The 20,301-nt window shown below is 71.9% G+C and carries 18 protein-coding genes; 9 read left to right on the top strand and 9 right to left on the bottom strand.

Annotation, left to right across the window (positions count from 1 at the left end):
* Positions 1–3: 3 nt before the first annotated feature.
* Positions 4–2,109 carry a phosphate acetyltransferase gene (gene pta / locus AC1DW8_RS06310; protein WP_478092653.1) on the top strand — a complete coding sequence of 702 codons (2,106 nt, stop codon included), beginning with the start codon at positions 4–6 and terminating at the stop codon, positions 2,107–2,109.
* Positions 2,106–3,263: an acetate/propionate family kinase gene (locus AC1DW8_RS06305; RefSeq protein WP_056777895.1), complete on the top strand. Its 1,158-nt coding sequence runs from the start codon at positions 2,106–2,108 to the stop codon at positions 3,261–3,263. Before pta ends, AC1DW8_RS06305 begins: the two co-directional genes overlap by 4 nt.
* Before the next feature lie 54 nt (positions 3,264–3,317).
* Here AC1DW8_RS06305 and AC1DW8_RS06300 read toward each other — a convergent pair whose 3' ends face one another.
* Both AC1DW8_RS06300 and AC1DW8_RS06295 read right to left on the bottom strand, forming a co-directional pair.
* The gene (locus AC1DW8_RS06300; RefSeq protein WP_478092651.1) at positions 3,318–4,190 is read right to left on the bottom strand and encodes an SDR family oxidoreductase; all 873 of its coding nucleotides are present in this window, start codon (positions 4,188–4,190) and stop codon (positions 3,318–3,320) included.
* Positions 4,191–4,223: 33 nt separating this feature from the next.
* A complete protein-coding gene (locus AC1DW8_RS06295; protein WP_478092649.1) occupies positions 4,224–4,775 on the bottom strand; it encodes a hypothetical protein in 552 nt (183 codons plus the stop codon).
* Positions 4,776–4,913: 138 nt separating this feature from the next.
* On the opposite strand from AC1DW8_RS06295, the gene AC1DW8_RS06290 reads away from it, so the two are divergent.
* Positions 4,914–6,134, top strand: coding sequence for an AI-2E family transporter (locus AC1DW8_RS06290; RefSeq protein WP_235508718.1), 1,221 nt, complete (start codon positions 4,914–4,916; stop codon positions 6,132–6,134).
* Positions 6,135–6,391: 257 nt separating this feature from the next.
* On the opposite strand, the gene AC1DW8_RS06285 is transcribed toward AC1DW8_RS06290, so the two are convergent.
* The 5 genes from AC1DW8_RS06285 to AC1DW8_RS06265 form a co-directional block, all read right to left on the bottom strand.
* Complete coding sequence (locus AC1DW8_RS06285; protein ID WP_478092647.1) at positions 6,392–7,498, bottom strand: hypothetical protein; 1,107 nt, start codon at positions 7,496–7,498, stop codon at positions 6,392–6,394.
* A 70-nt stretch (positions 7,499–7,568) separates the two neighbouring features.
* Positions 7,569–8,201 carry a GNAT family N-acetyltransferase gene (locus AC1DW8_RS06280; protein ID WP_056777884.1) on the bottom strand — a complete coding sequence of 211 codons (633 nt, stop codon included), beginning with the start codon at positions 8,199–8,201 and terminating at the stop codon, positions 7,569–7,571.
* Positions 8,202–8,276: 75 nt separating this feature from the next.
* Complete coding sequence (locus AC1DW8_RS06275; protein WP_478092644.1) at positions 8,277–8,771, bottom strand: MogA/MoaB family molybdenum cofactor biosynthesis protein; 495 nt, start codon at positions 8,769–8,771, stop codon at positions 8,277–8,279.
* Positions 8,764–9,189, bottom strand: coding sequence for a cyclic pyranopterin monophosphate synthase MoaC (moaC, locus tag AC1DW8_RS06270; RefSeq protein WP_056778655.1), 426 nt, complete (start codon positions 9,187–9,189; stop codon positions 8,764–8,766). The genes AC1DW8_RS06275 and moaC overlap by 8 nt, the downstream gene beginning before the upstream one ends.
* Positions 9,190–9,338: 149 nt before the next feature.
* Entirely contained in the window at positions 9,339–11,981 is a 2,643-nt protein-coding gene (locus AC1DW8_RS06265) for a UTP--glucose-1-phosphate uridylyltransferase (RefSeq protein WP_478092642.1), read from the bottom strand.
* Positions 11,982–12,040: 59 nt separating this feature from the next.
* Here AC1DW8_RS06265 and AC1DW8_RS06260 point away from each other — a divergent pair, with 59 nt between their 5' ends.
* Positions 12,041–12,655 carry a 5-formyltetrahydrofolate cyclo-ligase gene (locus AC1DW8_RS06260; protein WP_478092640.1) on the top strand — a complete coding sequence of 205 codons (615 nt, stop codon included), beginning with the start codon at positions 12,041–12,043 and terminating at the stop codon, positions 12,653–12,655.
* Between the two features lie 91 nt (positions 12,656–12,746).
* Here the strand turns inward: AC1DW8_RS06260 and AC1DW8_RS06255 are convergent, their stop codons facing one another.
* On the bottom strand, positions 12,747–15,278 hold the full coding sequence (locus AC1DW8_RS06255) for a penicillin acylase family protein (RefSeq protein ID WP_478093045.1): 2,532 nt from the start codon (positions 15,276–15,278) through the stop codon (positions 12,747–12,749).
* Between the two features lie 228 nt (positions 15,279–15,506).
* Here AC1DW8_RS06255 and AC1DW8_RS06250 point away from each other — a divergent pair, with 228 nt between their 5' ends.
* From AC1DW8_RS06250 to mscL, 5 genes are all read left to right on the top strand, one after another.
* On the top strand, positions 15,507–17,027 hold the full coding sequence (locus tag AC1DW8_RS06250) for a potassium/proton antiporter (protein ID WP_082622929.1): 1,521 nt from the start codon (positions 15,507–15,509) through the stop codon (positions 17,025–17,027).
* Between the two features lie 45 nt (positions 17,028–17,072).
* Positions 17,073–17,462, top strand: coding sequence for an FmdB family zinc ribbon protein (locus AC1DW8_RS06245; protein WP_478092638.1), 390 nt, complete (start codon positions 17,073–17,075; stop codon positions 17,460–17,462).
* A gap of 73 nt (positions 17,463–17,535) precedes the next feature.
* On the top strand, positions 17,536–18,414 hold the full coding sequence (locus tag AC1DW8_RS06240) for an S-methyl-5'-thioadenosine phosphorylase (RefSeq protein WP_478092636.1): 879 nt from the start codon (positions 17,536–17,538) through the stop codon (positions 18,412–18,414).
* Complete coding sequence (locus AC1DW8_RS06235) at positions 18,414–19,115, top strand: SAF domain-containing protein (RefSeq protein ID WP_478092634.1); 702 nt, start codon at positions 18,414–18,416, stop codon at positions 19,113–19,115. The genes AC1DW8_RS06240 and AC1DW8_RS06235 overlap by 1 nt, the downstream gene beginning before the upstream one ends.
* 158 nt (positions 19,116–19,273) lie before the next feature.
* Complete coding sequence (mscL, locus tag AC1DW8_RS06230; protein WP_056777871.1) at positions 19,274–19,639, top strand: large conductance mechanosensitive channel protein MscL; 366 nt, start codon at positions 19,274–19,276, stop codon at positions 19,637–19,639.
* Positions 19,640–19,739: 100 nt separating this feature from the next.
* Here mscL and AC1DW8_RS06225 read toward each other — a convergent pair whose 3' ends face one another.
* A complete protein-coding gene (locus AC1DW8_RS06225; protein WP_478092632.1) occupies positions 19,740–20,261 on the bottom strand; it encodes a tetratricopeptide repeat protein in 522 nt (173 codons plus the stop codon).
* Positions 20,262–20,301 lie beyond the last annotated feature (40 nt).

Below are 20,301 nucleotides of genomic sequence, written 5' to 3'. Positions count from 1 at the left end.
CGCGTGAGCCGAAGCGTCTACGTCGCCTCGCCCGAGGGCCTGACGGGCAAGTCCGCCGTGGCCCTCGGCCTGCTCGACGCCCTGTTGCGCGAGGTCGGGTCGGTCGGTGTCTACCGCCCGCTGACGACCCTCGGGGGCACCGGTCCCGACGACGAGGTCGACCACATCGTCGAGATGCTCGTCAGCCAGCCCGGCGTCGAGCAGACCTACGAGGAGGCACTCGGAGTCACCTACGCCCAGGCGCACGACGACCCCGACGAGGCGCTGCACGTCATCGTCGAGCGGTTCGGCGCGCTGAGCGCGCGCTTCGAGGTCATCATCGTGCTCGGCTCCGACTACACCGACGTCTCGACGGGCACGGAGCTGTCCTTCAACGCGCGGGTGGCCGCCAACCTCGGCTCGGCCGTCGTGCTCGTCGTGCACGGCCGCGAGCGCACGCCCGACCAGATCCGCGTCGCCGCCGACAGTGCCATCACCGAGCTGCGCGCCAACCACGCCCAGACCGTCGCCGTCGTCGCCAACCGCGTCGACCCGGCCGACCTCGACGAGGTGCGGGCCGTGCTCGGCACCCTGCCCTTCCCGGTCACCGCCGCGATCCCCGAGAACCCGCTCCTCTCCGCGCCGAGCTTCCGGGCTCTCGCCGACGCGATCGGGGCGCGGCTCGTCCTCGGCAGCGAGTCGTGGATGGACCGCGACAGTCTCGGGCTCGTCGTCGCGGCGATGAGCCTGCCCAACGTGCTCGCCCGGCTCGGCCCGGACGTCACCGTCATCGCGCCGAGCGACCGCACCGACCTCATCCCGGGCCTGCTGCTCGCCCACCAGTCCGGCACCTTCCCGACCCTGGCGGGGATCATCCTCACCGGCGGCTACCCGATCCCCGAGACGATCTCGCGCCTGTCGGCCGGCGTTCAGCAGGACCTGCCGATCGCCCTCACCGACGACGGCACCTTCCGCACGGCCGAGCGGCTCATGCAGGTGCGCGGTCCGATGACGAAGGGATCGCGCAACAAGATCGAGACGGCACGCCGGCTCTTCTCCGAGAGCGTCGACCAGGCCGCCCTGCTCACCGCCATCGACGTCTCGGCCTCCGAGGTGCGCACGCCGCTGATGTTCGAGTTCCAGCTCATGGAGCGGGCTCGCTCCGACCGCAAGCACATCGTGCTCCCCGAGAGTCAGGACGACCGCATCCTCGAGGCCGCTGACGTGCTGCTTCGACGAGGCGTCGCCGACCTGACGCTGCTCGGCGACGAGACGAAGGTGCGGGCCCGCGGGTCGGCGCTCGGGCTCGACCTCGACGCCGCGACCGTCGTCTCCCCCACCGACGCCGACCTCGTCGAGCGCTTCGCGCAGGAGTATGCCGTCGCGCGGGCCCACAAGGGCATGACCGTCGAGCGCGCCCGGGAGGTCGTCACCGACATCTCGTTCTTCGGCACGATGATGGTGCACCTCGGCCTCGCCGACGGCATGGTGTCCGGCGCCGTCAACACGACGGCGCACACGATCCGTCCGGCGCTCGAGTTCGTCAAGACCGCCGACGGGGTCAAGACGGTCTCGAGCGTCTTCCTCATGTGTCTCGCCGACCGGGTGCTCGTCTACGGCGACTGCGCGGTGATCCCCGACCCGACGGCCGAGCAGCTCGCCGACATCGCGATCTCCTCGGCGCAGACCGCGCAGCAGTTCGGGATCGAGCCGCGGGTCGCGATGCTCTCCTACTCGACCGGCACGAGCGGCTCCGGCGCCGAGGTCGAGAAGGTCCGTGCCGCAACGGAGCTCATCGCCCAGCGGGCACCGGATCTCGCGCTGGCCGGGCCGATCCAGTACGACGCCGCCATCGACCCCGTCGTGGGTCGGGCCAAGATGCCTGACTCCGACGTCGCCGGCCACGCCACGGTCTTCGTCTTCCCCGACCTCAACACCGGCAACAACACGTACAAGGCCGTGCAGCGCAGCGCGCACGCCGTCGCGGTGGGCCCGGTGCTCCAGGGTCTGCGCAAGCCGGTCAACGACCTCTCCCGCGGCGCCCTCGTCGACGACATCGTCAACACCGTCGCCATCACCGCCGTCCAGGCGCAGGGCGTCTCGACCGAGCAGCAGGGAGCCGGCCAGTGACGGAGTCCACCCACGACAGGCCCGTCCTCGTCCTCAACGCCGGCTCGTCATCGCTCAAGTACCAGCTCGTCGTGGCGGAGTCGGGCGAGGTCCGCGCCGGTGGGATCGTCGAGCGCATCGGCGAGGCCGGCAGCGACGTCACCGACCATTCGGCCGCACTCGAGGCGATGACGACCCAGCTGCACGCCGACGGAGTCGACCTCGACGAGGTGCCGCTCCGCGCCGTCGGTCACCGCGTCGTCCACGGCGGCCCCGACTTCTCGGAGCCGGTCGTCATCGACGACGCCGTGCTCGACCGCATCAGGGCGCTGAGCGCCCTTGCGCCACTGCACAACCCGGCTGCCGTCATCGGCATCGAGGCCGCTCGGCAGCACTACGACGTGCCCCACGTCGCCGTCTTCGACACCGCCTTCTTCTCATCCCTTCCGGCCGCGGCGTCGACGTATGCGGTGCCCCGCGACCTCGCCGCGAAGCACTCCATCCGCCGCTACGGCTTCCACGGCACCTCGCACCAGTTCGTCGCGCAGGCGACGGCCGACCTGCTGGGTCGCCCCCTCGCCGATCTGCGCCAGGTGATCCTCCACCTCGGCAACGGGTGCTCGGCGTCCGCGGTGCGCGGTGGCCAGGCCGTCGAGACGTCGATGGGCCTGACCCCCCTGCAGGGTCTCGTCATGGGCACCCGCTCTGGCGACGTCGATCCCGGTCTCCACGCCTACCTCGCCCGAGAGGCAGGGATGACGCTCGGCGAGATCGACACGCTCCTCAACAAGAAGTCCGGCGTCCTCGGGCTGAGCGGTGTCAACGACTTCCGCGAGCTCGTGCAGCGGGTCGATGCCGGGGACGCGGATGCGCGTCTCGCGTTCGACGTCTTCGTCCACCGGCTCAAGCACTACGTCGGCGCCTACCTCGCGATCCTCGGCGGGGCCGACGTGCTCGTCTTCACGGCGGGCATCGGACAGCACAGCGCCCCTGTCCGGGCCGCGGTCGCCGACGGGCTCGCCGAGCTGGGCATCACGGTCGACGCGGACCTCAACGCGTCGGGCTCGAGCGCGGCCCGCGTCATCTCTCCTGACGGGTCACGCGTCGTCGTCGCGGTCGTGCCGACCAACGAGGAGCTCGCCATCGCCCGACAGACGGCCGACCTCGTCGGCTGACCGCCCACCTCACGCCGGTTCGTGGTGATGTCGGCACCCCCGTGGGTGCCGCGATCACCTCGACGGGCGCTGGGCCTCGAGGTACTCGCGCAGGGACGTGGGCCGGCGACCCGTCAGCCGCTCGACGTCGCCGCTGACGCCGTCGAGCTCACCCGCGGCGACGGCGGTGTACGTCGACACCCAGGCGTCCACCTGCCAGTCCGGGGCCCCGTAGACCGCGCGGGACGCGTACGCCTCCTCGACCGTCTCGTCGTGGAAGCGCACCTCGCGGCCCGTCACCTCGGTGATGACCTGCGCCATCTCGGCGAACGTCAGCGCCTCGGGCCCGGTCAGTGCGTACGTCGCGCCTTCGTGCGACGTGGGGTCGAGCAGGACGGTGACCGCGACGCGTGCGATGTCGTCGTGCGCGACGACGGCGGCCCGGCCGTCGCCGGCGGGACCTCGGACGACGCCGTCCTCGCCGACCATGTGGTCCATGAACTCGAGGTAGAGGTTGTCGCGCAGGAACGTCCACGCCATGCCCGAGTCTCGGAGGTGCTGCTCCGTGGCCGCGTGGTCACGAGCCAGGGTGAACGTCGCATCCGGCGCTGCTCCGAAGAACGAGACGTAGACGACGTGTCCGACCCCGGCAGCCGCGGCGGCATCGACGAAGGCTCGGTGCTCGGCGAGCCGGTCCTCGTTCTCGGCCGCCGAGACCATGAAGAGGGTCTCGACCCCCTCGAGAGCCGCTCGGGCGGCGTCGGCGTCGCGGTAGCTGCACTGAGCCCCAACGGAACCCGGCAGTTCCGGCGCCCGACTGGCGTCACGGACGAGGAGCCGCTGGGCGACTCCACGGCCGGCGAGATCCTTGGCGACGAGCCCACCAAGCCACCCGGTCGAGCCGGTGACGGCGAGGGTCGGACGGGGACTCGTGGCGTCTGCGCTCATCCCCCGAGCGTACGCACGGGACCGGTGTCGACGTCAGGTCCGGCGCACGAGGCGCGACAGGTCGACACAGGCGACGCCGACCGCGTCCATGCGCCGCGTGATCGGCTCGCCCCCGTCACGGGGCACGACCAACGAGGCACGGCCTCCCCGCCGCAGCGCGTCGGCCACGTCGTCGCGAGCGACGGCGAGCGACTCCCAGTCCGCCAGCCAGTCGTCGACCGGGAGGTCGTCGGCTCTGGCGACCGGGTCGAGCCTGCGGACCTCGGCGACGAACGCGCGGATCGCCTCGTCCTGGGCCGCGATCGCCGCCGCCCTCACCGAGGCCGGTGACCCCACGTCGACGGGACTGGCCGCCAGGCCGGCCCGGAGCCGGGTGCAGCCGGCGTCGACGGCGGCGACCACGTCGGGTCGGTCGATGAGCTCGATCCGGTCGTGGTCGGCGTACGCCCAGAGCCCGAACCCGGCCAGGACGAGGAGGCCGAGCACGACCAGCGTCACGACGGTGACGGCGATGCCCATTCCCCTCGACGGGCGACGGCGCCCCGTCTCCCGCAGTGGGGGCATCCGCTCCCAGTACGTCGTCATGACGGCAGTGTCGCCGCCGTCAGGCGAGGACGACGGTCGGCGATGTGCACTGATGCCCGATCGTGACGACCGGCACGGGCTGTCCGATCAGCGGCGGGTGATGCACCGCGGGACGGCCACGCGGCATACGGTGTGGTCGTGACCGACAACCATGCCGAGCCCTCTGGCACGCCCTCCGACGCGACCGTGCCCGTCCGCACCCACGACGGCAGCGACACCCTGCAGGCCGATCCCCCCTTCGCCCCGGAGCTGCCCGGCATCGAGGCCGCGGCCGTCCCGCCCGGGGTCCGGGTCGCGAGCGAGTGGGCGTGGCGCCTGCTGCTCATCGGCGCGGCCATCTACCTGCTGTCGCTCGCGGTGCGCTCGGTCTCCGAGATCGTCGTGCCGGTTGCGATCGCCATCCTCCTGACCGCCCTGCTGCGGCCCGTCGCGACCTGGCTGCACCACCGGATGAAGCCGGGGGCGGCCGCCGGCATCACGCTGCTCGGCACGATCCTGCTCATCGGGGCGCTCTTCACCCTCGTCGGGACCCAGTTCAGCAGCGGCTTCTCCGACCTGACGAGCCAGGTCGCCACCGGTCTCGAGCGCATCCGCGACTGGGTGCGCACGTCGTTCAACATCACCGACGCGCAGTTCGACGAGTACTTCAACACCATCCGCGACAAGGTGAGCGAGTCTGGCAACCTCGGCGACACCGCGACCTCGGTCGGGCTCACGGCGACGCACTTCATCGCGGGCCTGTTCATCGCCCTCTTCTCCCTCTTCTTCTTCCTCTACGAGGGCCCGCGCATCTGGAGCTGGATCGTGCGGCTCTTCCCGCGCGCAACCCGCCCCCGCGTCAACTCCTCGGGCATCATCGCCTGGCACCAGCTGTCGGCGTTCGTGCGCGCGACGATGATCGTGGCCTTCGTCGACGCGGTCGGCATCTCGGTCGGCGCCGCGATCCTCAAGGTCCCCTTCGCGTTCGCGATCGGCATCCTCGTCTTCATCCTGGCGTTCATCCCGATCGTCGGAGCGCTGCTCTCGGGGGCCGTCGCCGTGCTGCTCGCGCTCGTCGCGCACGGCCCGGGCGTCGCCCTCATCATGCTCGCCGTCGTCATCGGCGTGCAGCAGCTCGAGTCGCACGTGCTCCAGCCGTTCCTGCTCGGCAAGGCCGTCAGCGTCCACCCGCTCGCCGTCATCCTCGCCATCGCGACCGGCTCGATCATCGCCGGCATCGTCGGTGCGCTCGTCGCCGTCCCCTTCGCCGCGGTGCTCAACGCCGTGGGCAAGCACCTCTTCAGCGACGAGTCGGAGGGCGAGCTCGACCGGGAGATGGCGGCCTCGGCCGACGACGGCGGAGCCCCAGCCAACGCCTGACGGAGCCGTATGCCGTCCCGGGTCGACGGACGTCCGTGACCGATGGGGCCACTCGAACCCTCGAGTGGCCCCGCTTCCACCTGCGCACCACGCGCCCCGGTCGCTGCACCCTCCCTCTCGGGGCGGCGGCCATCGGAAGTGCGCCGTGGCGCGGTTCCGTCGTGGTCCGGCATCGGTTGCCACCCATGAGTACGCCATGGCGCGGTTTCGTGGAGCGGGGGGGTGCGTTCGAGCCAGGTGTGCCTGGAGCGACGGTCCTACTGGGACACGGCGCGGCGGGCGAAGAGGGCCCGGTCGTCGAGCTCCTCGGCCTCCTCGGCGAACTCAGGCGTGTCGAAGACGTCGGCCGGGATGCCGGACTCGGTGTAGCGCGGCTCGGCCTTGGCCTTGAGCGAGTAGGTCGGGCGCGGCACCGGAACAGGGCTCCAGCTGCCCTCGGCCGGCTGCTCGACGGCGGCCACGGCGACGGGCACCTCACCGGTGATCGGCGCCTGGACGTCGAAGACGCCGGGCTCGACGTGCTGGGCGACGACGGTCTGCGACTCGTGCGAGACCGCCACGACCTCCGACGGGGCCGCCGTGGCGGTGCTACGGATGACCTGCGTGTCGTCACTCGAGAGGAGCGGCACGTGGTGCTGCGCGTCGTAGGACCGGCTGTGGCGACGACCTCGCCGGCCACCTCGAGCGCGCTGGTCCCCCGCATCCGAGCTGCTGCGCAGGCGGTCGGCCTGGGCCTCGGCCCGCAGCCACACGAGGACGGCGGCGACGGTGAGCACGGCGAACGGGATGGAGATCCACATGAGCACGTCGGTCACTGTCAGCACGACGGACACCGGCAGCCAGGCGACCGCGACGAGGAGCAGCGCCGCGCGAAGGCGGCGCTGTGCCAGCGGAACCCGCGCAGGGGCCGTGGGTCGAGCCGGCCTCCGGTCCGCGTGGCTCGTCGGTCGCGCTGACTCGGGCATGCGGTCCACCTCGGCGGAGTAGGGGGCGATGTCGTGGTCGTTCTGGCTCAGGTCTGACGAGGAGCCCGATGCGACAGTCGAGCTCGCAAGCACCTGCTCGTCGGATCGACGTGCGACGAGAGGAGAGTGGCGGCGTGACGTGCCGGCGGGGACGGCCCGCTTCACGTCGACGGTGGGACGGCCGGTGCTCGCGGGCTTGACGGCATACGAGTGCGGGCGCGGGGTGCTCAGTGCCGGAGTCGGCAGGGCCGGTCGCTTCTCGAGGACGCGCATGGCCTCGGAGAAGCCCTCGACCGACCGGGTCGCGGCGGCGTCCTCGCGGCGGCGGGCCCAGTGCTGCACGAGATAGGCAGCCCAGATCGCCACGATGACGACGAAGATGAGGCTGCTGACTGGCACGTGACCCACGGTAGGACGCGGTTCGGTAACGGCCCCGCACATTCGAGGCGTGTCGCGCAAGAGGCTGGTGTTACACCTGTGACAGGCGAGCCGTGAGAGTCGATCCGCACAGGTCCTCGGTAGTGACGGCGAAGGAGCGGTGGTCGCGCCACGCGCCGTCGATGTGGAGGAAGCGCTCGCGCACTCCCTCGTCACGCAGGCCGAGCCGCTCGACGACGCGCAGCGAGGGCACGTTGTCGAGCCGGATGTTGACCTCGACCCGGTGCAGCCCACCCGCGCCGAGCGCGTGGTCGACCGCCAGCGCGAGGGCGCGGGTCGCGATGCCCTGTCCGGTGACGGACTCGTCGAGCCAGTAGCCGGCCGCACCCGACTGCTGCGCGGCGCGGACGATCCCGAAGAGGTGGACCTGACCCACGATGCGACCGCCGACCTCGATGCACCACGGCATGGCGCGGTCGGCGCGCGCCTCGGTGTCGAGGTCGCGGACGAACTGCCGGAACGAGACCGGGGTCCGCGCCGGCGAGCCCGGCGGGAGGGTCGGCTCCCACGGCTGGACGTATGCCGCGTTGTCGCGCCGCACGCGCTGCCAGTCACGCTCGTCGTCCAGACGCAGGGGCCGCAGCACGATCGCGGGCTCGGACGAGGCATCACGCAGGACCACGGGCCAGCGGGCCTGACCGTCCCGGTGTGGGCGCCACGGCATCCTCATCCGACCGATCCCCCCGGGATCGGCCGACGTCGGATGACGGAGTGCCGCAAGCGGATCCGCGTCCTCACGTCAGTGGTCACTGCCGGGGATCTGGTCGAGGGCGTGGCCCAGGACCGGCTCGAGCACGTCGAGCGCGTCGGCCACGCCACCGCGCGATCCGGGAAGGTTGGCGACGAAGGTGCGCCCGGCCAGGCCGACGAGACCGCGCGAGAGCATCGCCGTCGGGACCCCCCTGGCGACGCCGGCGGCACGGATCGCCTCGGCGACGCCGGGCACGAGCCGGTCGAGCATGGGTGCGGTCTGCTCGGGTGTCACGTCGGTCGGGGTGAGGCCGGTCCCTCCGGTCGTGATGACGAGCTCCGGTTCGCTCGCGAGGACCTCGCGGAGCGCCAGGCCGAACTCGTCGCCGTCGGCCACGACGACCGGCTCGCCCACCTCGAAGCCCCAGGCGTGGAGCCGCTCGACGATGACCGGGCCGGACCTGTCGGCGTAGACGCCGGCTGCCGCTCGGGTCGAGGACGTGACGACGACGGCCCGGCGGCCCACGCCCGGACCCTCATTCATGCCAGTCTCCCGACCGGCCACCGGACTTCGCCGTGACGCGGACGTCGGTGATCCGGCCGTGCTTGTCGACGGCCTTGACCATGTCGATGAGGGCGAGCGCGGCGACCGACACCGCGGTCAACGCCTCCATCTCGATGCCCGTCCGGTCGGCGGTGCGCACCGTCGCCGTGATGTCGGCGCCGTCGTCGGCGACCGTCACGTCGACCTCGACGCCGTGCACGGCGATCGGGTGCGCGAGCGGGATGAGCTCGGGTGTGCGCTTGACGGCCTGGATGCCGGCGATGCGGGCGACCGCCAGGGCGTCGCCCTTGGGGACGTTCCCCGAGCGCAACGCCGCGACGGCGTCGGCGCTGAGCAGGACGCGTCCCGCCGCGCTGGCCTCGCGGGCGGTCACGGCCTTGGCCGACACGTCGACCATGTGGGCACTGCCGTCGGCGCGCACGTGGGTCAGACCCCGCGCCTCGGCAGTCGCCGCGGCCTCTGCCGGGGAGGCCTCGGCCCCGCCCTGCTCCGGGGGCGTCACCCACGGGTCGCTCGGATCTGGCTGTGCCTCCGGTCGGTCGCTCATCACGCCTCCTTGTCGAGGACGAGGACGTCGACGACCTCACCGGCGACGAGCTCGGTGACGTCCTCGGGCACGACGAAGAGGGCGTTGGCCCGGGAGAGGTCGGCGACGAAGTGCGAGCCCTGCCCTGCCACGGGGACGGCGACGAGCGTGCCTTCCGCCGACCGCGACACGACGGCACGACCGAACTGGCGCCGCCCGCCGAAGGACTCGACGCCGGAGATGAGCGTGGCCGGCCGCAACCGGCGCTTCTCGGGAGTCAGGCGCATGAGCCGGCGCAGCGCCGGGCGCACGAAGACCTCGAACGACACGAACGACGACACCGGGTTGCCGGGCAGGGCGAAGAGCGGCACCTGCTTGCCACCCGGCCCGGTCAGCAGCCCGTAGCCCTGCGGCTTGCCGGGCTGCATCGCGACCTTGACGAAGTCGATGCCCTCGCCGCGCAGGGCGCTCTTGACGACGTCATAGGCGCCCATCGAGACTCCGCCGCTCGTGATGACGACGTCGGCCTCGGCGACGACCTCGTCGAGCACGGCGAGCAGCTCCTCGTCGGAGTCGCCGACCGCCGCCCGGATCTCGGCCGACGCCCCGGCGCCGATGGCGGCCGCCCAGAGCATGGAGGAGTTGGAGTCGTGGATCTGACCGGGCTGCAAGGGTTTTCCGGGCTCGACGAGCTCGGCGCCGGTCGACAGCACGACGACGTGCGGCCGGCGGTGGACCTCGACCTCGGCATGACCGCAGGCCGCGAGCAGCGCGATGGTGCGGGCGCCGACGACCTCGCCCGCCGAGACGATGACCTCGCCGGACGACACGTCCTCGCCCTGCGGACGGACGAAGCGACCCGGCGGGACCGCCACGCGGCACTCAACGTCGCCCGTTGCGGCCGCGTCGGTGTCCTCGACGGCGATGACGGCGTCGGCACCCTCGGGGATCGGGGCGCCCGTCATGATCCTGGCCGCCTCCCCCACGCCCACCGAGAAGGTCGGGTCGGCACCCGCGGCGACCTCGCCGACGATGCGCAGCTGCACCGGGGACTCACCGGCGGACGCGAGCGACTCGGCGCGGACGGCATACCCGTCCATCGACGAGTTGTCGAAGTGCGGGAGGTTGACCTTGGCCCGGACGTCGCGGGCCACGACGAGGCCGAGGGCCTCGGTGAGCGGCGTCCACTCGGTCGGGGACGGCTCGAGCGTCGAGAGGATGGCTTTGAGGTGCTCGTCGACCGTACGCACGTCGCCGGGTGTCGTGACGGGCGCCGGCGTCGGCGTCGGCAGCTCGCCGAGCACGGCGTCGTCGAGGACCCGGCGGTAGCCGTCGATGAGCACCTCGCCGACGCAACGGACGTTGCGGCCGAAGACGGGGTCACCGATGACGCGCAGGCTCGTGCAGTCGCGCATCGAGGGCACCCCCTTGGGGAAGCGCTGCTCGAAGCCCGACACGAAGCGGTAGGCCGAGTCGAGGTCGACGTAGGGCTCGGGCCCGTCGACGGTCGCGACGACGTGGTAGCCCTCGTCGAGGGTGAAGAAGTCGGACCGGATGACGAGCAGGTCGTTCGTCGTCTTGACCGGACGGAAGCGGGTGCGCGGCACGAGGATCGCCTCCGAGCCCTCGAACACCTCGATCGCCGTGCCCATCGCCGACTCCATCTGGATGACCTCGGGCGAGCCCGGGTCGGCGGGGTCGACGTTCTTGTGGTTGACGATGATCGGCAGGCCGAGGACGCCCTGCTTGGCCGTCATCCGCTCGCGCAGGACCTCGAGGTTGATCCACACGTTGTTGGCGTTGAAGGTGTTGTGCCGCTTGATGTCGCGGAAGTAGCGCTCCTCCCCCTCGGCCACCATCGCCGTGTCGCGCAGCACGATCCGGCCGTCGGACTTGCGCACCGCGAGGTGGCCGCCCTTGCGGTCGCTCTTCGTGCGCTTGCACACCTCGGCGACGTAGGGCAGGCCGTGCTCGACCATCCACGCCGCGACGTCGGGGTCGCACGTCGCGCCGAGGTTGTCGGAGTTGGAGAGGAACGCGTAGCGAATCCCCTTCTCCAGCAGGGAGTCGAGCACGCCGGACGTGACGAGCGAGACGTAGATGTCGCCGTGGCCCGGCGGGCACCACTCGAGCTCGGGGTCGTCGGGCCACTGCACCGGCATGAGGTCGTCGGGGCGCAGCTTGGGCTCGGCGTTCTGGATGAAGTCGAGCGGCAGCCCGTCGACCGGCAGGTCGGGGTACTTCGCGAGGATCTTGAGCGACTCCTCCGAGGTGCGGAAGGAGTTCATGAGCACGAGCGGGAGCTCGACGCCCCAGCGCTCACGCAGGGCCAGCACCTGCAGGGCGATGATGTCGAGGAAGGTCAGGCCGTCCTTGACCTCGAGCGCGGACTTGGCGCCGGTCATGCCCATCCCGGTGCCGAGGCCGCCGTTGAGCTTGATGACGGCGGTGCGCGACAGCGCCTCGCGCGCCTCCTCGTCGGACACCTGGACCTCACGGAGGGTCTGCACCTCGCCGAGGGGCTCGATCGACTCCTCGGGGATCGTGCCGAGCGCCCCGGCCTGCAGCTGCTCGTAGTAGTGCTCGAACACCCTGATCGCCTCAGGACCGAGGCCCCGGTCGCGCATCAGTGCGACGGACGCGTGGAGCCCCTGGTCACTCATGGGCATCACCTTACGATGGGCCGCATGTGCGTCACCCGAGTGCGCGGAATGTGCTCCCCGTGAGCGGCCTGGGCAAGCGTGACCTGCGTCACGCCGCGCGGGCCCGGCGGCGCGAGATCGCGTCGCGCCTGACCCGGGACGAGCGTGACGCCGCCGCGGCGGCGATCGCCGGGGCGGTGCTCCGTTTCGTGCCCGACCCGTCCCGGGTGGCGGTCTACGAGTCCCTCCCGGACGAGCCGCCGACCGGCCGCCTCGTCGAGGCGCTCCTCGCGGCCGGCCACGAGGTCATCGTGCCCGTCGTGCAGGGCGACTTCTCGCTCGAGTGGAGGTATGCCGTCCCGGGCGCCTCGGGCGACGACGCGACCGTGCGCCGCCCCGGCCACGGCGGCCACGCACCGGACGCCGACGAGCGACAGGGTTGGCTCGGCACCGACGCCCTCGCCACGTGCGACCTCGTCGTCACACCCGGGCTCTCCGTCGACGAGCACGGCACGCGCCTCGGCCAGGGCGGCGGCTGCTACGACCGGGCCCTGCTCCACCGCGACCCGGCCACACCCGTCGTGACCCTGCTCCACGAAGGCGAGCAGAGCGACACCGACCTGCCGGCCGACGCGCACGACCTCCCGGTCGACGGCTACGTCACGACGACCGGACGCGTCGTGCGGCTTCGCTGAGGCGCGCACGTCGCCGAGCCGACCGAGAGACCCGAGCCCACCGCATACGCCATCGGGGGCCGAGGCGCAGCCGCGCGGGTGACGCGGCGGCCTACGGGTTCGACGTCGGCGTCGGCGGCACGAGCGTCAGCTCGTCGTCGGTCGCCTCGCGCACCGCGGTCGGGCTGAACGGCCACACGAAGGTCTCGTTGGCCACCCAGGCGTCGACCTGGTCGGAGTAGTGGTCGTCGTAGGCGTGCCCCGACTGGCCGGTCGAGTTGACCCAGCGCGACGCGTCGAGGTTGCCGAGGTCGACGACCATGCGCATCGACGGGCCGCTCGTGACGTCGTAGCCGGGCTTCGAGGCGTTCCACGCGTTGGCGTTGACGATGGAGTTGCCACCGCCGAGCTCGATGTCGTCGCGGTTGAAGAGGTTCTGGACGAGCTCGGGCACGCCGTCGGCGCCCATGACCTGGTGCGTCAGGTCGAGCGAGTGCAGGCGTCCCCAGCGCCACGTCGCGGGCACCTTGCCGAGCTCGCGGGCGAGGTCGAGGCGGGCCTCGACGAGCGCGCGCTTGAGGATCTCGCCGGAGCCCTCGGTGACGCCGGGCGTCGTCTTGTCGTCCCACCAGTCGTTCTTGGGGTCCTTGAGCAGCTGCTCCATGACGACCATCCACCGGCTGCCGCCGTCGGGCGCGATGTCGGGCGGGAGCTCGTCGAAGGTGTACTCGAGCAGGTGCTTCCACACGGCGTTGTAGTACGCCGCCGAGGCCGCGTCGCGCGTCTTGTCGTTGGGCTGGTTGCCGTCCCAGTCGCGCAGCAGTCGCTGGGCCTGCGCCGTGAAGTCGTCGACCTGCACCGCGAGGAGTCGCTCGACGAGGCCCGGCGCGTACGTGTTGCGGGTGTCGCCCTGGATCTGCGACATCGTCTCGGGCGAGACCTTCGGGGTCGCGGCGAGCAGGGTGCGGATGCGCTGCGCCCGGAAGCCGTAGTCCCACTCCGAGGTGAGGAACGGCGTCGGGCTCGCGGTGACGGCCTGGTTGGCCGTGACGATGAAGCCCTCGGCAGGGTCGAAGGTGTTGGGCATGTCGTCGAAGGGCACGTAGCCCTTCCAGTCCCACTGCGAGTCCCAGCCGGGCGACGGCCAGAAGCCGGGGGGCGCGCCGGGCGTCGCCGAGCGTCGCACCGGGATCTTGCCGGGAGCCTGGTAGCCGATGTGGCCGGCCGTGTCGGCGTAGACGAGGTTCTGCGACGGCACCGAGAAGAGGGCCGCGGCCTTGCGGAAGTCCGACCAGTTCGTGGCCCGGTTGAGGGCGAAGATCGCGTCGGCCGTCGTGCCTGGGGTCAGCGCCGTCCACGCGAGCGACACGGCATACCGGTTGGACTGGGGAGCGCCGCGCACGACGCTGCGGTCGCCGGCTGCGTCGATGGCCGGGACGACGTCGGACATGATCGGGCCGTGCACCGTCGAGCGCACGGTCAGCGGCACGTCGGCGCCGCCGGCGACCTTGATGACCTCCTGGCGCGTCTCGAGCGGCTTGGTCAGCCCGTCACGGAGGTAGCCGTCGCCCGAGACCTGCTCGAGGTAGAAGTCCGTGACGTCGGGGCCGAGGTTCGTCATGCCCCAGGCGACCTTGTCGTTGTGGCCGATGACGACGCCGGGCAGGCCCGAGAAGGTGAAGCCCGACACCTGGAAGGGGCACGCCGCGCTCAGGGTGCGGCACTGGAGGTTGACCTGGCCCCAGATGCCGGGGATCGACAGGGCGAGGTGCGGGTCGTTGGCGAGCAGCGGCTTGCCCGTCGTCGTGCGCGAGCCCGAGACGACCCACGAGTTCGAGCCGATGCCGTCGCCGCGGCCGAGGCTCGACGGGACCGCGTTGACCGACGCCAGCGCCGAGTCGATGGCGGCGTTGCCGTCCTCGGAGCGCATCGCCGTGAGGGCCGCGGGCGCCGGGCCCGCCGCTTGGTCGCTCGCCGACGCCGGCTGCCAGTCCTGCTCCGAGAGGATCGGCTGGTTGCGGTCGACGGGGTAGGGCGGGTAGAGCAGGTTGATCTGCTTGAGGGAGCGCGTCGTGCGCGACAGGCGGGCGCGGGCGAGCTCGTCGTTGTAGTCGCCCCGCAGGTCCCACGCCATCGCCTTGAGCCACGAGAGCGAGTCGACGGGCGTCCACGGCTCGACCCGGTAGCCGGGGTTGCGGCGGGCGAGCACGGTGTACTCGAGCGACATCTTCTCGGGCGTCTCGGCCTTCTTGATGTACGCGTTGACGCCGTCGGCGTACGCCTGGAGGTACTGCCGCGTCTCGGGCGCGAGCTTGGGCAGCTCCTGCTCCGCGATGCGGCGCCAGCCCATCGTGCGGATGACCTTGTCCTTGTCGAGGCCGGCGCTGCCGACGAGCTCGGAGAGGCGGCCGGCCGTGACGTGGCGACGCAGGTCCATCTCGAAGAAGCGGTCCTGGGCGCTGACGAAGCCCTGCGCCCGGAAGAGGTCGCTCGCGTTGTCGGCGTAGATCGTGGGGACGCCCTGGGCGTCGCGGTGCACCGACACCGAGCTCGTCAGGCCCTCGATCTCGAGCTGGCCCGAGGTCTCCGGGAACGACTGCCGCACCACCCCGATCGCCAGGATCCCGACCCCGACCACCGCCATGACGACGAGGACGGCGACGAGCAGGACGATCCGACGGGCGCGCTTCAACCGTGACACGCGACGAGCCTAGGCCACCGCGGACGGTGCAGCTCGCAGCCCGTGGGGCGCCGCGCGACATCGTTGCCGAACCGACGACAAACGCTCCCGACCCGTGCGCGACGCCCGCGGACCACTCCACGGGCGCGGCCGCCGGGATGGTTGGATTGCCCCACACCTGAGGAGCTGCCGTTGACCGCACTCGCGAGCATCACGTCGTCGACCATGGACCTCGACGACCTGACGCGCGTGCTCCTGATCGGGTCGCTCGTGCTCCTCGTGGCCGTCGCGGCCGTGCGCCTGTCGGTCCGCTCGGGCCTGCCGTCGCTGCTCATCTACCTCGGGATCGGCCTCGCCCTCGGCAACGCCGGCGCCGGAATCCAGTTCGACGACGCGTCGATCACCCGCGTGCTCGGCTACGCCGCCCTCGTGCTCATCCTCGCCGAGGGCGGCCTGACGACGTCGTGGTCCAACATCAAGGACTCGGTGGCCCCCGCCGCGGTGCTCTCGACGGTCGGGGTCGTCGTGTCGGTGCTCGTCGTCGCGGTGGCCGCGCACGCCTTCCTCCCGCTGTCGTGGACGATCTCGCTCCTCATCGGCGCCATCGTCAGCTCGACCGACGCCGCCGCGGTCTTCGCGGTGCTGCGCAACGTGCCGCTGCCCAAGCGCCTCTCGGGGATGCTCGAGGCGGAGTCGGGCTTCAACGACGCGCCCGTCGTCATCCTCGTCGTCGCCTTCTCCGCCCAGGGGGTGCCGGGCGGATCCGCCGACCCGTGGTGGGTGCTGCTCCTGCACGCGGCGCTGGAGCTCGCCGGCGGCGCGCTCGTCGGGGGCGCCGTGGGCTGGCTCGGTGGACAGCTGCTGCACCGCGTCGCGGGCGCGTCGTCCGCCCTCTTCTCCATCGGCGTCGTCGCGCTCACCGTCCTCGCGTATGCCGTCGGCGCGGCCCTGCACGTCTCCGGCTTCCTCGCCACCTACCTCTCGGCCCTCGTGCTCGGCAACATGGGCCTGCCCAACCGGGTGGCGTTCCAGAGCTTCGCCAACGCGCTCGGCTGGATCGCGCAGATCGGGCTCTTCGTGCTGCTCGGCCTGCTCGCGGACCCGAGGCGCCTCGACGAGCAGCTCGTCCCGGCGATCACCATCGGCCTCGCCCTGCTCCTCGTGGCCCGTCCCCTGTCGGTCTTCGCATCGGTCTCGTGGTTCAAGGTGCCCTGGCGCGACCAGGTCTTCCTGTCGTGGGCGGGGCTGCGCGGCGCCGTGCCCGTCGTCCTCGCCACGGTGCCGCTCGTCGTCGGGACGCCCGACACGAAGTGGATCTTCGACCTCGTCTTCATGCTCGTCGTCATCTTCACCATCGTGCAGGCGCCGACGCTGCCGTGGGTGGCCAAGCGGCTGGGGCTCACCGAGCACGTGCACTCCGTCGACGTCGACCTCGAGTCGACCTCCCTCATGGAGATCAGCGCCGACGTCATCCAGGTGACCGTCGGCGCCGAGTCACGGCTGCACGGGGTCGCCGTCTTCGAGCTGCGCCTGCCCAAGGGCGCCAACGTGACGCTCGTCGTGCGCGGCGGCGAGGGGTTCGTGCCCGAGCGGCACACGACGATCCGGCACGGGGACCAGCTGCTCGTCGTCACGACCTCGAAGGTCAAGCAGCGCACCGAGCGCCGCATCCGCGAGATCAGCCGGGGCGGGCGCCTCGCCGGCTGGCCGTAGACTGACCCTCGGTCATCTTCCGCTCCCGACGTCCGAGGTTCACCTGTGCCCACCTACTCCTACGCGTGCCAAGAGTGCGGCCACGCCTTCGACATCCGCCAGTCGTTCACCGACGACTCCCTGACGGTGTGCCCGGAGTGCGGCGAGCCGCGCCTGCGCAAGGTGATCCACCCGGTCGGCATCGCGTTCAAGGGCTCGGGCTTCTACAAGACCGACTCGCGCGCCGCGTCCAAGAGCGCCTCGACCCCGGCGGCTTCCGACGGCGCGGGCTCGGGTGACACGAAGAAGAAGGACGGCGGATCGTCGTCCACCTCGACGTCCTCCGAGTCGTCGAGCGGCTCGAGCACGTCGACGCCGTCGAAGACCGCGTCCACGTCCTCGGGGTCGTCGTCGTCCGGGTCGTCGTCGTCCGGGTCGTCGTCCACAGCCAGTTGAGCCCGGGGGACGTTGTCCCCACCCGAGGGCGTATGCCGTCCGGCCGGCCCGGTGCCCGCCCTAGGCTCCTCGCATGACGACTGAGCAGACGACCGTGTCCGACCCCGCCGTCCCGGGAGCTCCCGCTCCGGGTCCGCGCGCCGAGATCGGTGTCATCGGTGGGTCCGGTCTCTACGAGTTCCTCGACGACTACGAGACCGTCGACGTCGAGACCCCGTTCGGGCGCCCGAGCGACCCGCTCGTCATCGGTGAGGTCGAGGGCCGCAGCGTCGCCTTCGTCGCGCGGCACGGCAAGGGCCATCGCTTCGCGCCGCACCGCGTCAACTACCGCGCGAACCTCTGGGCCCTGCGCGCGGTCGGCGTCCGCCAGATCCTCTCCCCCTGCGCCGTCGGCTCGCTCAAGCCCGAGCACGGGCCGGGCACCATCGTCGTGCCCGACCAGGTCGTCGACCGCACGTGGGGGCGGCCCCACACCATCTACGAGACCGAGGGTCCGGTCGTCCACGTCGGTTTCGCCGATCCCTACTGCCCCAACGGCCGTCAGGTCGCGGTGGCCGCGGCCCGGCTCTCGGAGCTCGAGGTCGTGATGGACGGGACCCTCGTGGTCGTCAACGGGCCACGGTTCTCCTCCCGCGCCGAGTCGCTCATGCACCAGCAGGCCGGCTTCGGCATCGTCGGCATGACGACGATGCCCGAAGCGGCCCTGGCCCGCGAGCTCGCCATGTGCTTCACGACGATCGCCATGGTCACCGACCACGACGCCGGCGTCGAGGGTGGCGACGCCGTCACGCACGACGAGGTCCTGCGCGTCTTCGCGACCAACGTCGAGCACCTCACCTCGATCCTGCGCGACGCCATCGGCCAGATGCCCGCGCACGAGCCCGACGAGACGGCCACCTGCACGTGCCGACGCAGCCTCGACGGTCTCGAGCTGCCCTTCCCGCTCCCCTGATGACGGCCGGCGTGCGCTCGGGCTCCCGCTGGCGTCGCGAGGGCCGGCGGGCGGCGTGGCCCGACGGTCCGCGCCGACGCCGGGCCAGGCGGGCGCGCTGGCGGCGGTGGGCCGCGGCGGGGCTCGCCGCCCTGGCCGTGCTCGTGACGGTCGCCGCCCTGCGCCCGGCGCCGGCCGGAGGCGCGGGCGTGCCGACGGTCGTCATGGCCCGGGACGTCGCGGCCGGACAGACGATCGGCGCCGACGACATCACCGTCTCGGTCCGACCTGGTGGTCAGCGACCCGTGACAGCCCTGTCGACGGTCCAAGCCGTGGTGGGTCGCGTCGCCGCCGCTCCCCTGGTCGTCCACGAGGTCGTGACGCCCGAGCGCCTCGTCGGCCGCGACCTGCTGGCCGGCCAGCCCGACGATCAAGTGGCCCTCAGCGTCCCCGTCCTCGACGCCGCCTCGGTCGGGGTGCGGCCGGGTGACCACGTCGACCTCTACGCCACCGGCTCCGGCACCCGGGCCGCGACCGATGTCGTCGTCCTCGCGGTCCGCGCGGCCGAGGAGTCGACCGGTCTCGGGGCGGGGGCGCCGGCCCGTGTGACCCTCGCGCTCGACCCGACACAGGCCGCCGAGGTGACGCGCGGTCTCAGCGCGCTCCAAGCCGGCCAGAGTCTGGTCGTCGCCGTCCGGCACGGGTTCGGGGCTGCGCAGTAGGCTCGGCATGCCCGGAGAGTCCGCCTCACACGTCACTCTCGTCGCAGCGTCGCACACGGGTCACAGGCCCAGCAGACAGCAGGACCCACAGGGACGGGTCGCAAACAACCCCCGTGGCATCGAGATCACCCAGTCCAGGGGCACAGAAAGGGACGCGCATGATCAAGGGTTTCAAGGATTTCCTGATGCGAGGCAACGTCGTCGACCTCGCGGTCGCGGTCGTCATCGGCACCGCGTTCGCCAAGGTGGTCGACGCCTTCGTCACCGTCATCATGGACCTCATCGGCAAGCTCGGTGGCAAGCCGGACTTCTCGTCGTTCAAGCCGGGCGGGGTGGCCGTGGGTGCCTTCCTCACCGCACTGGTCGGCTTCGTCATCGTGGCGGCAGCCGTCTACTTCATCGTCGTCGTGCCGATGAACAAGCTCGCCGAACGGCGCAAGCAGGGCATCGAGCCCGAGCCCGAGGCCCCCTCGGAGGAGATCATCCTGCTCACCGAGATCCGCGACAGCCTCCGCGCCCGCTGAGTCGGACCACACGAACGCACGTCGAAGGGGCAGGAGCCGATCGCTCCCGCCCCTTCGTCAGTCCCCGCAGTCACCTCGAGTGGCCGCCCGGCCCCACCTGTCACGTGTGACGACGGGGCCACTCGAGTGTGGGTGCACCCGTCACGTGTGACGACGGGGTCACTCGACGGGATGTCGGGTCAGGTGGGCTCTGTGGTGTGGCGGGGGCGGTGGGACCAGCGGCGGTGGTGGCGGTGGTGCCGTAGGCCTCGGGACGCTCGTAGTCGCCGAGGATCTCGGCGAGGGCGAGCGGGCGGGCGGCCTCGGCGTGCCGGCCGGCGCGCTGCAGGGTGCGACCGAGCAGCAGGTGCGCGTAGGAGTCCGTCGGCGAGTGCTCGATGACCTCGTTGAGGGTCGCCTCGGCCCGGCCGAGCTGCGCCGACTGGAAGTAGGCGCGGGCGAGCATGAGCCGCAGGTCCGTGACGGAGTGCAGCACCGCGTCGTCCGCAGTCCCGGCCGTGCGCGACGACTCGACCTCGTCGACGAGCTCGGCCAGGGCGGTCGCGGCAGCCACGTGGTCACCTCGCTCGAAGAGACCCTGGGCCCAGGAAAGGCGCAGCGAGAACGGTGTCGTCGTGTTCATGAGGCCCACAACGCCGCACGAGGTCACGGCATTCCGGCAC

Source organism: Terrabacter sp. P2_E3, from assembly GCF_056403915.1.
Note: the sequence above shows the minus strand (reverse complement) of the source record. Positions and strands in the feature narration are given on the sequence as shown.

Excerpts from the sequence above, each read along its gene's own strand:
- AC1DW8_RS06300 (WP_478092651.1), bottom strand. The coding sequence starts at position 4,190 with ATGAGCGCAGACGCCACGAGTCCCCGTCCGACCCTCGCCGTCACCGGC.
- AC1DW8_RS06295 (WP_478092649.1), bottom strand. The coding sequence starts at position 4,775 with ATGACGACGTACTGGGAGCGGATGCCCCCACTGCGGGAGACGGGGCGC.
- AC1DW8_RS06280 (WP_056777884.1), bottom strand. The coding sequence starts at position 8,201 with ATGCCGTGGCGCCCACACCGGGACGGTCAGGCCCGCTGGCCCGTGGTC.
- AC1DW8_RS06275 (WP_478092644.1), bottom strand. The coding sequence starts at position 8,771 with ATGAATGAGGGTCCGGGCGTGGGCCGCCGGGCCGTCGTCGTCACGTCC.
- moaC (WP_056778655.1), bottom strand. The coding sequence starts at position 9,189 with ATGGTCGACGTGTCGGCCAAGGCCGTGACCGCCCGCGAGGCCAGCGCG.
- AC1DW8_RS06265 (WP_478092642.1), bottom strand. The coding sequence starts at position 11,981 with ATGAGTGACCAGGGGCTCCACGCGTCCGTCGCACTGATGCGCGACCGG.
- AC1DW8_RS06255 (WP_478093045.1), bottom strand. The coding sequence starts at position 15,278 with ATGGCGGTGGTCGGGGTCGGGATCCTGGCGATCGGGGTGGTGCGGCAG.
- AC1DW8_RS06240 (WP_478092636.1), top strand. The coding sequence starts at position 17,536 with ATGACGACTGAGCAGACGACCGTGTCCGACCCCGCCGTCCCGGGAGCT.
- AC1DW8_RS06235 (WP_478092634.1), top strand. The coding sequence starts at position 18,414 with ATGACGGCCGGCGTGCGCTCGGGCTCCCGCTGGCGTCGCGAGGGCCGG.
- mscL (WP_056777871.1), top strand. The coding sequence starts at position 19,274 with ATGATCAAGGGTTTCAAGGATTTCCTGATGCGAGGCAACGTCGTCGAC.
- AC1DW8_RS06225 (WP_478092632.1), bottom strand. The coding sequence starts at position 20,261 with ATGAACACGACGACACCGTTCTCGCTGCGCCTTTCCTGGGCCCAGGGT.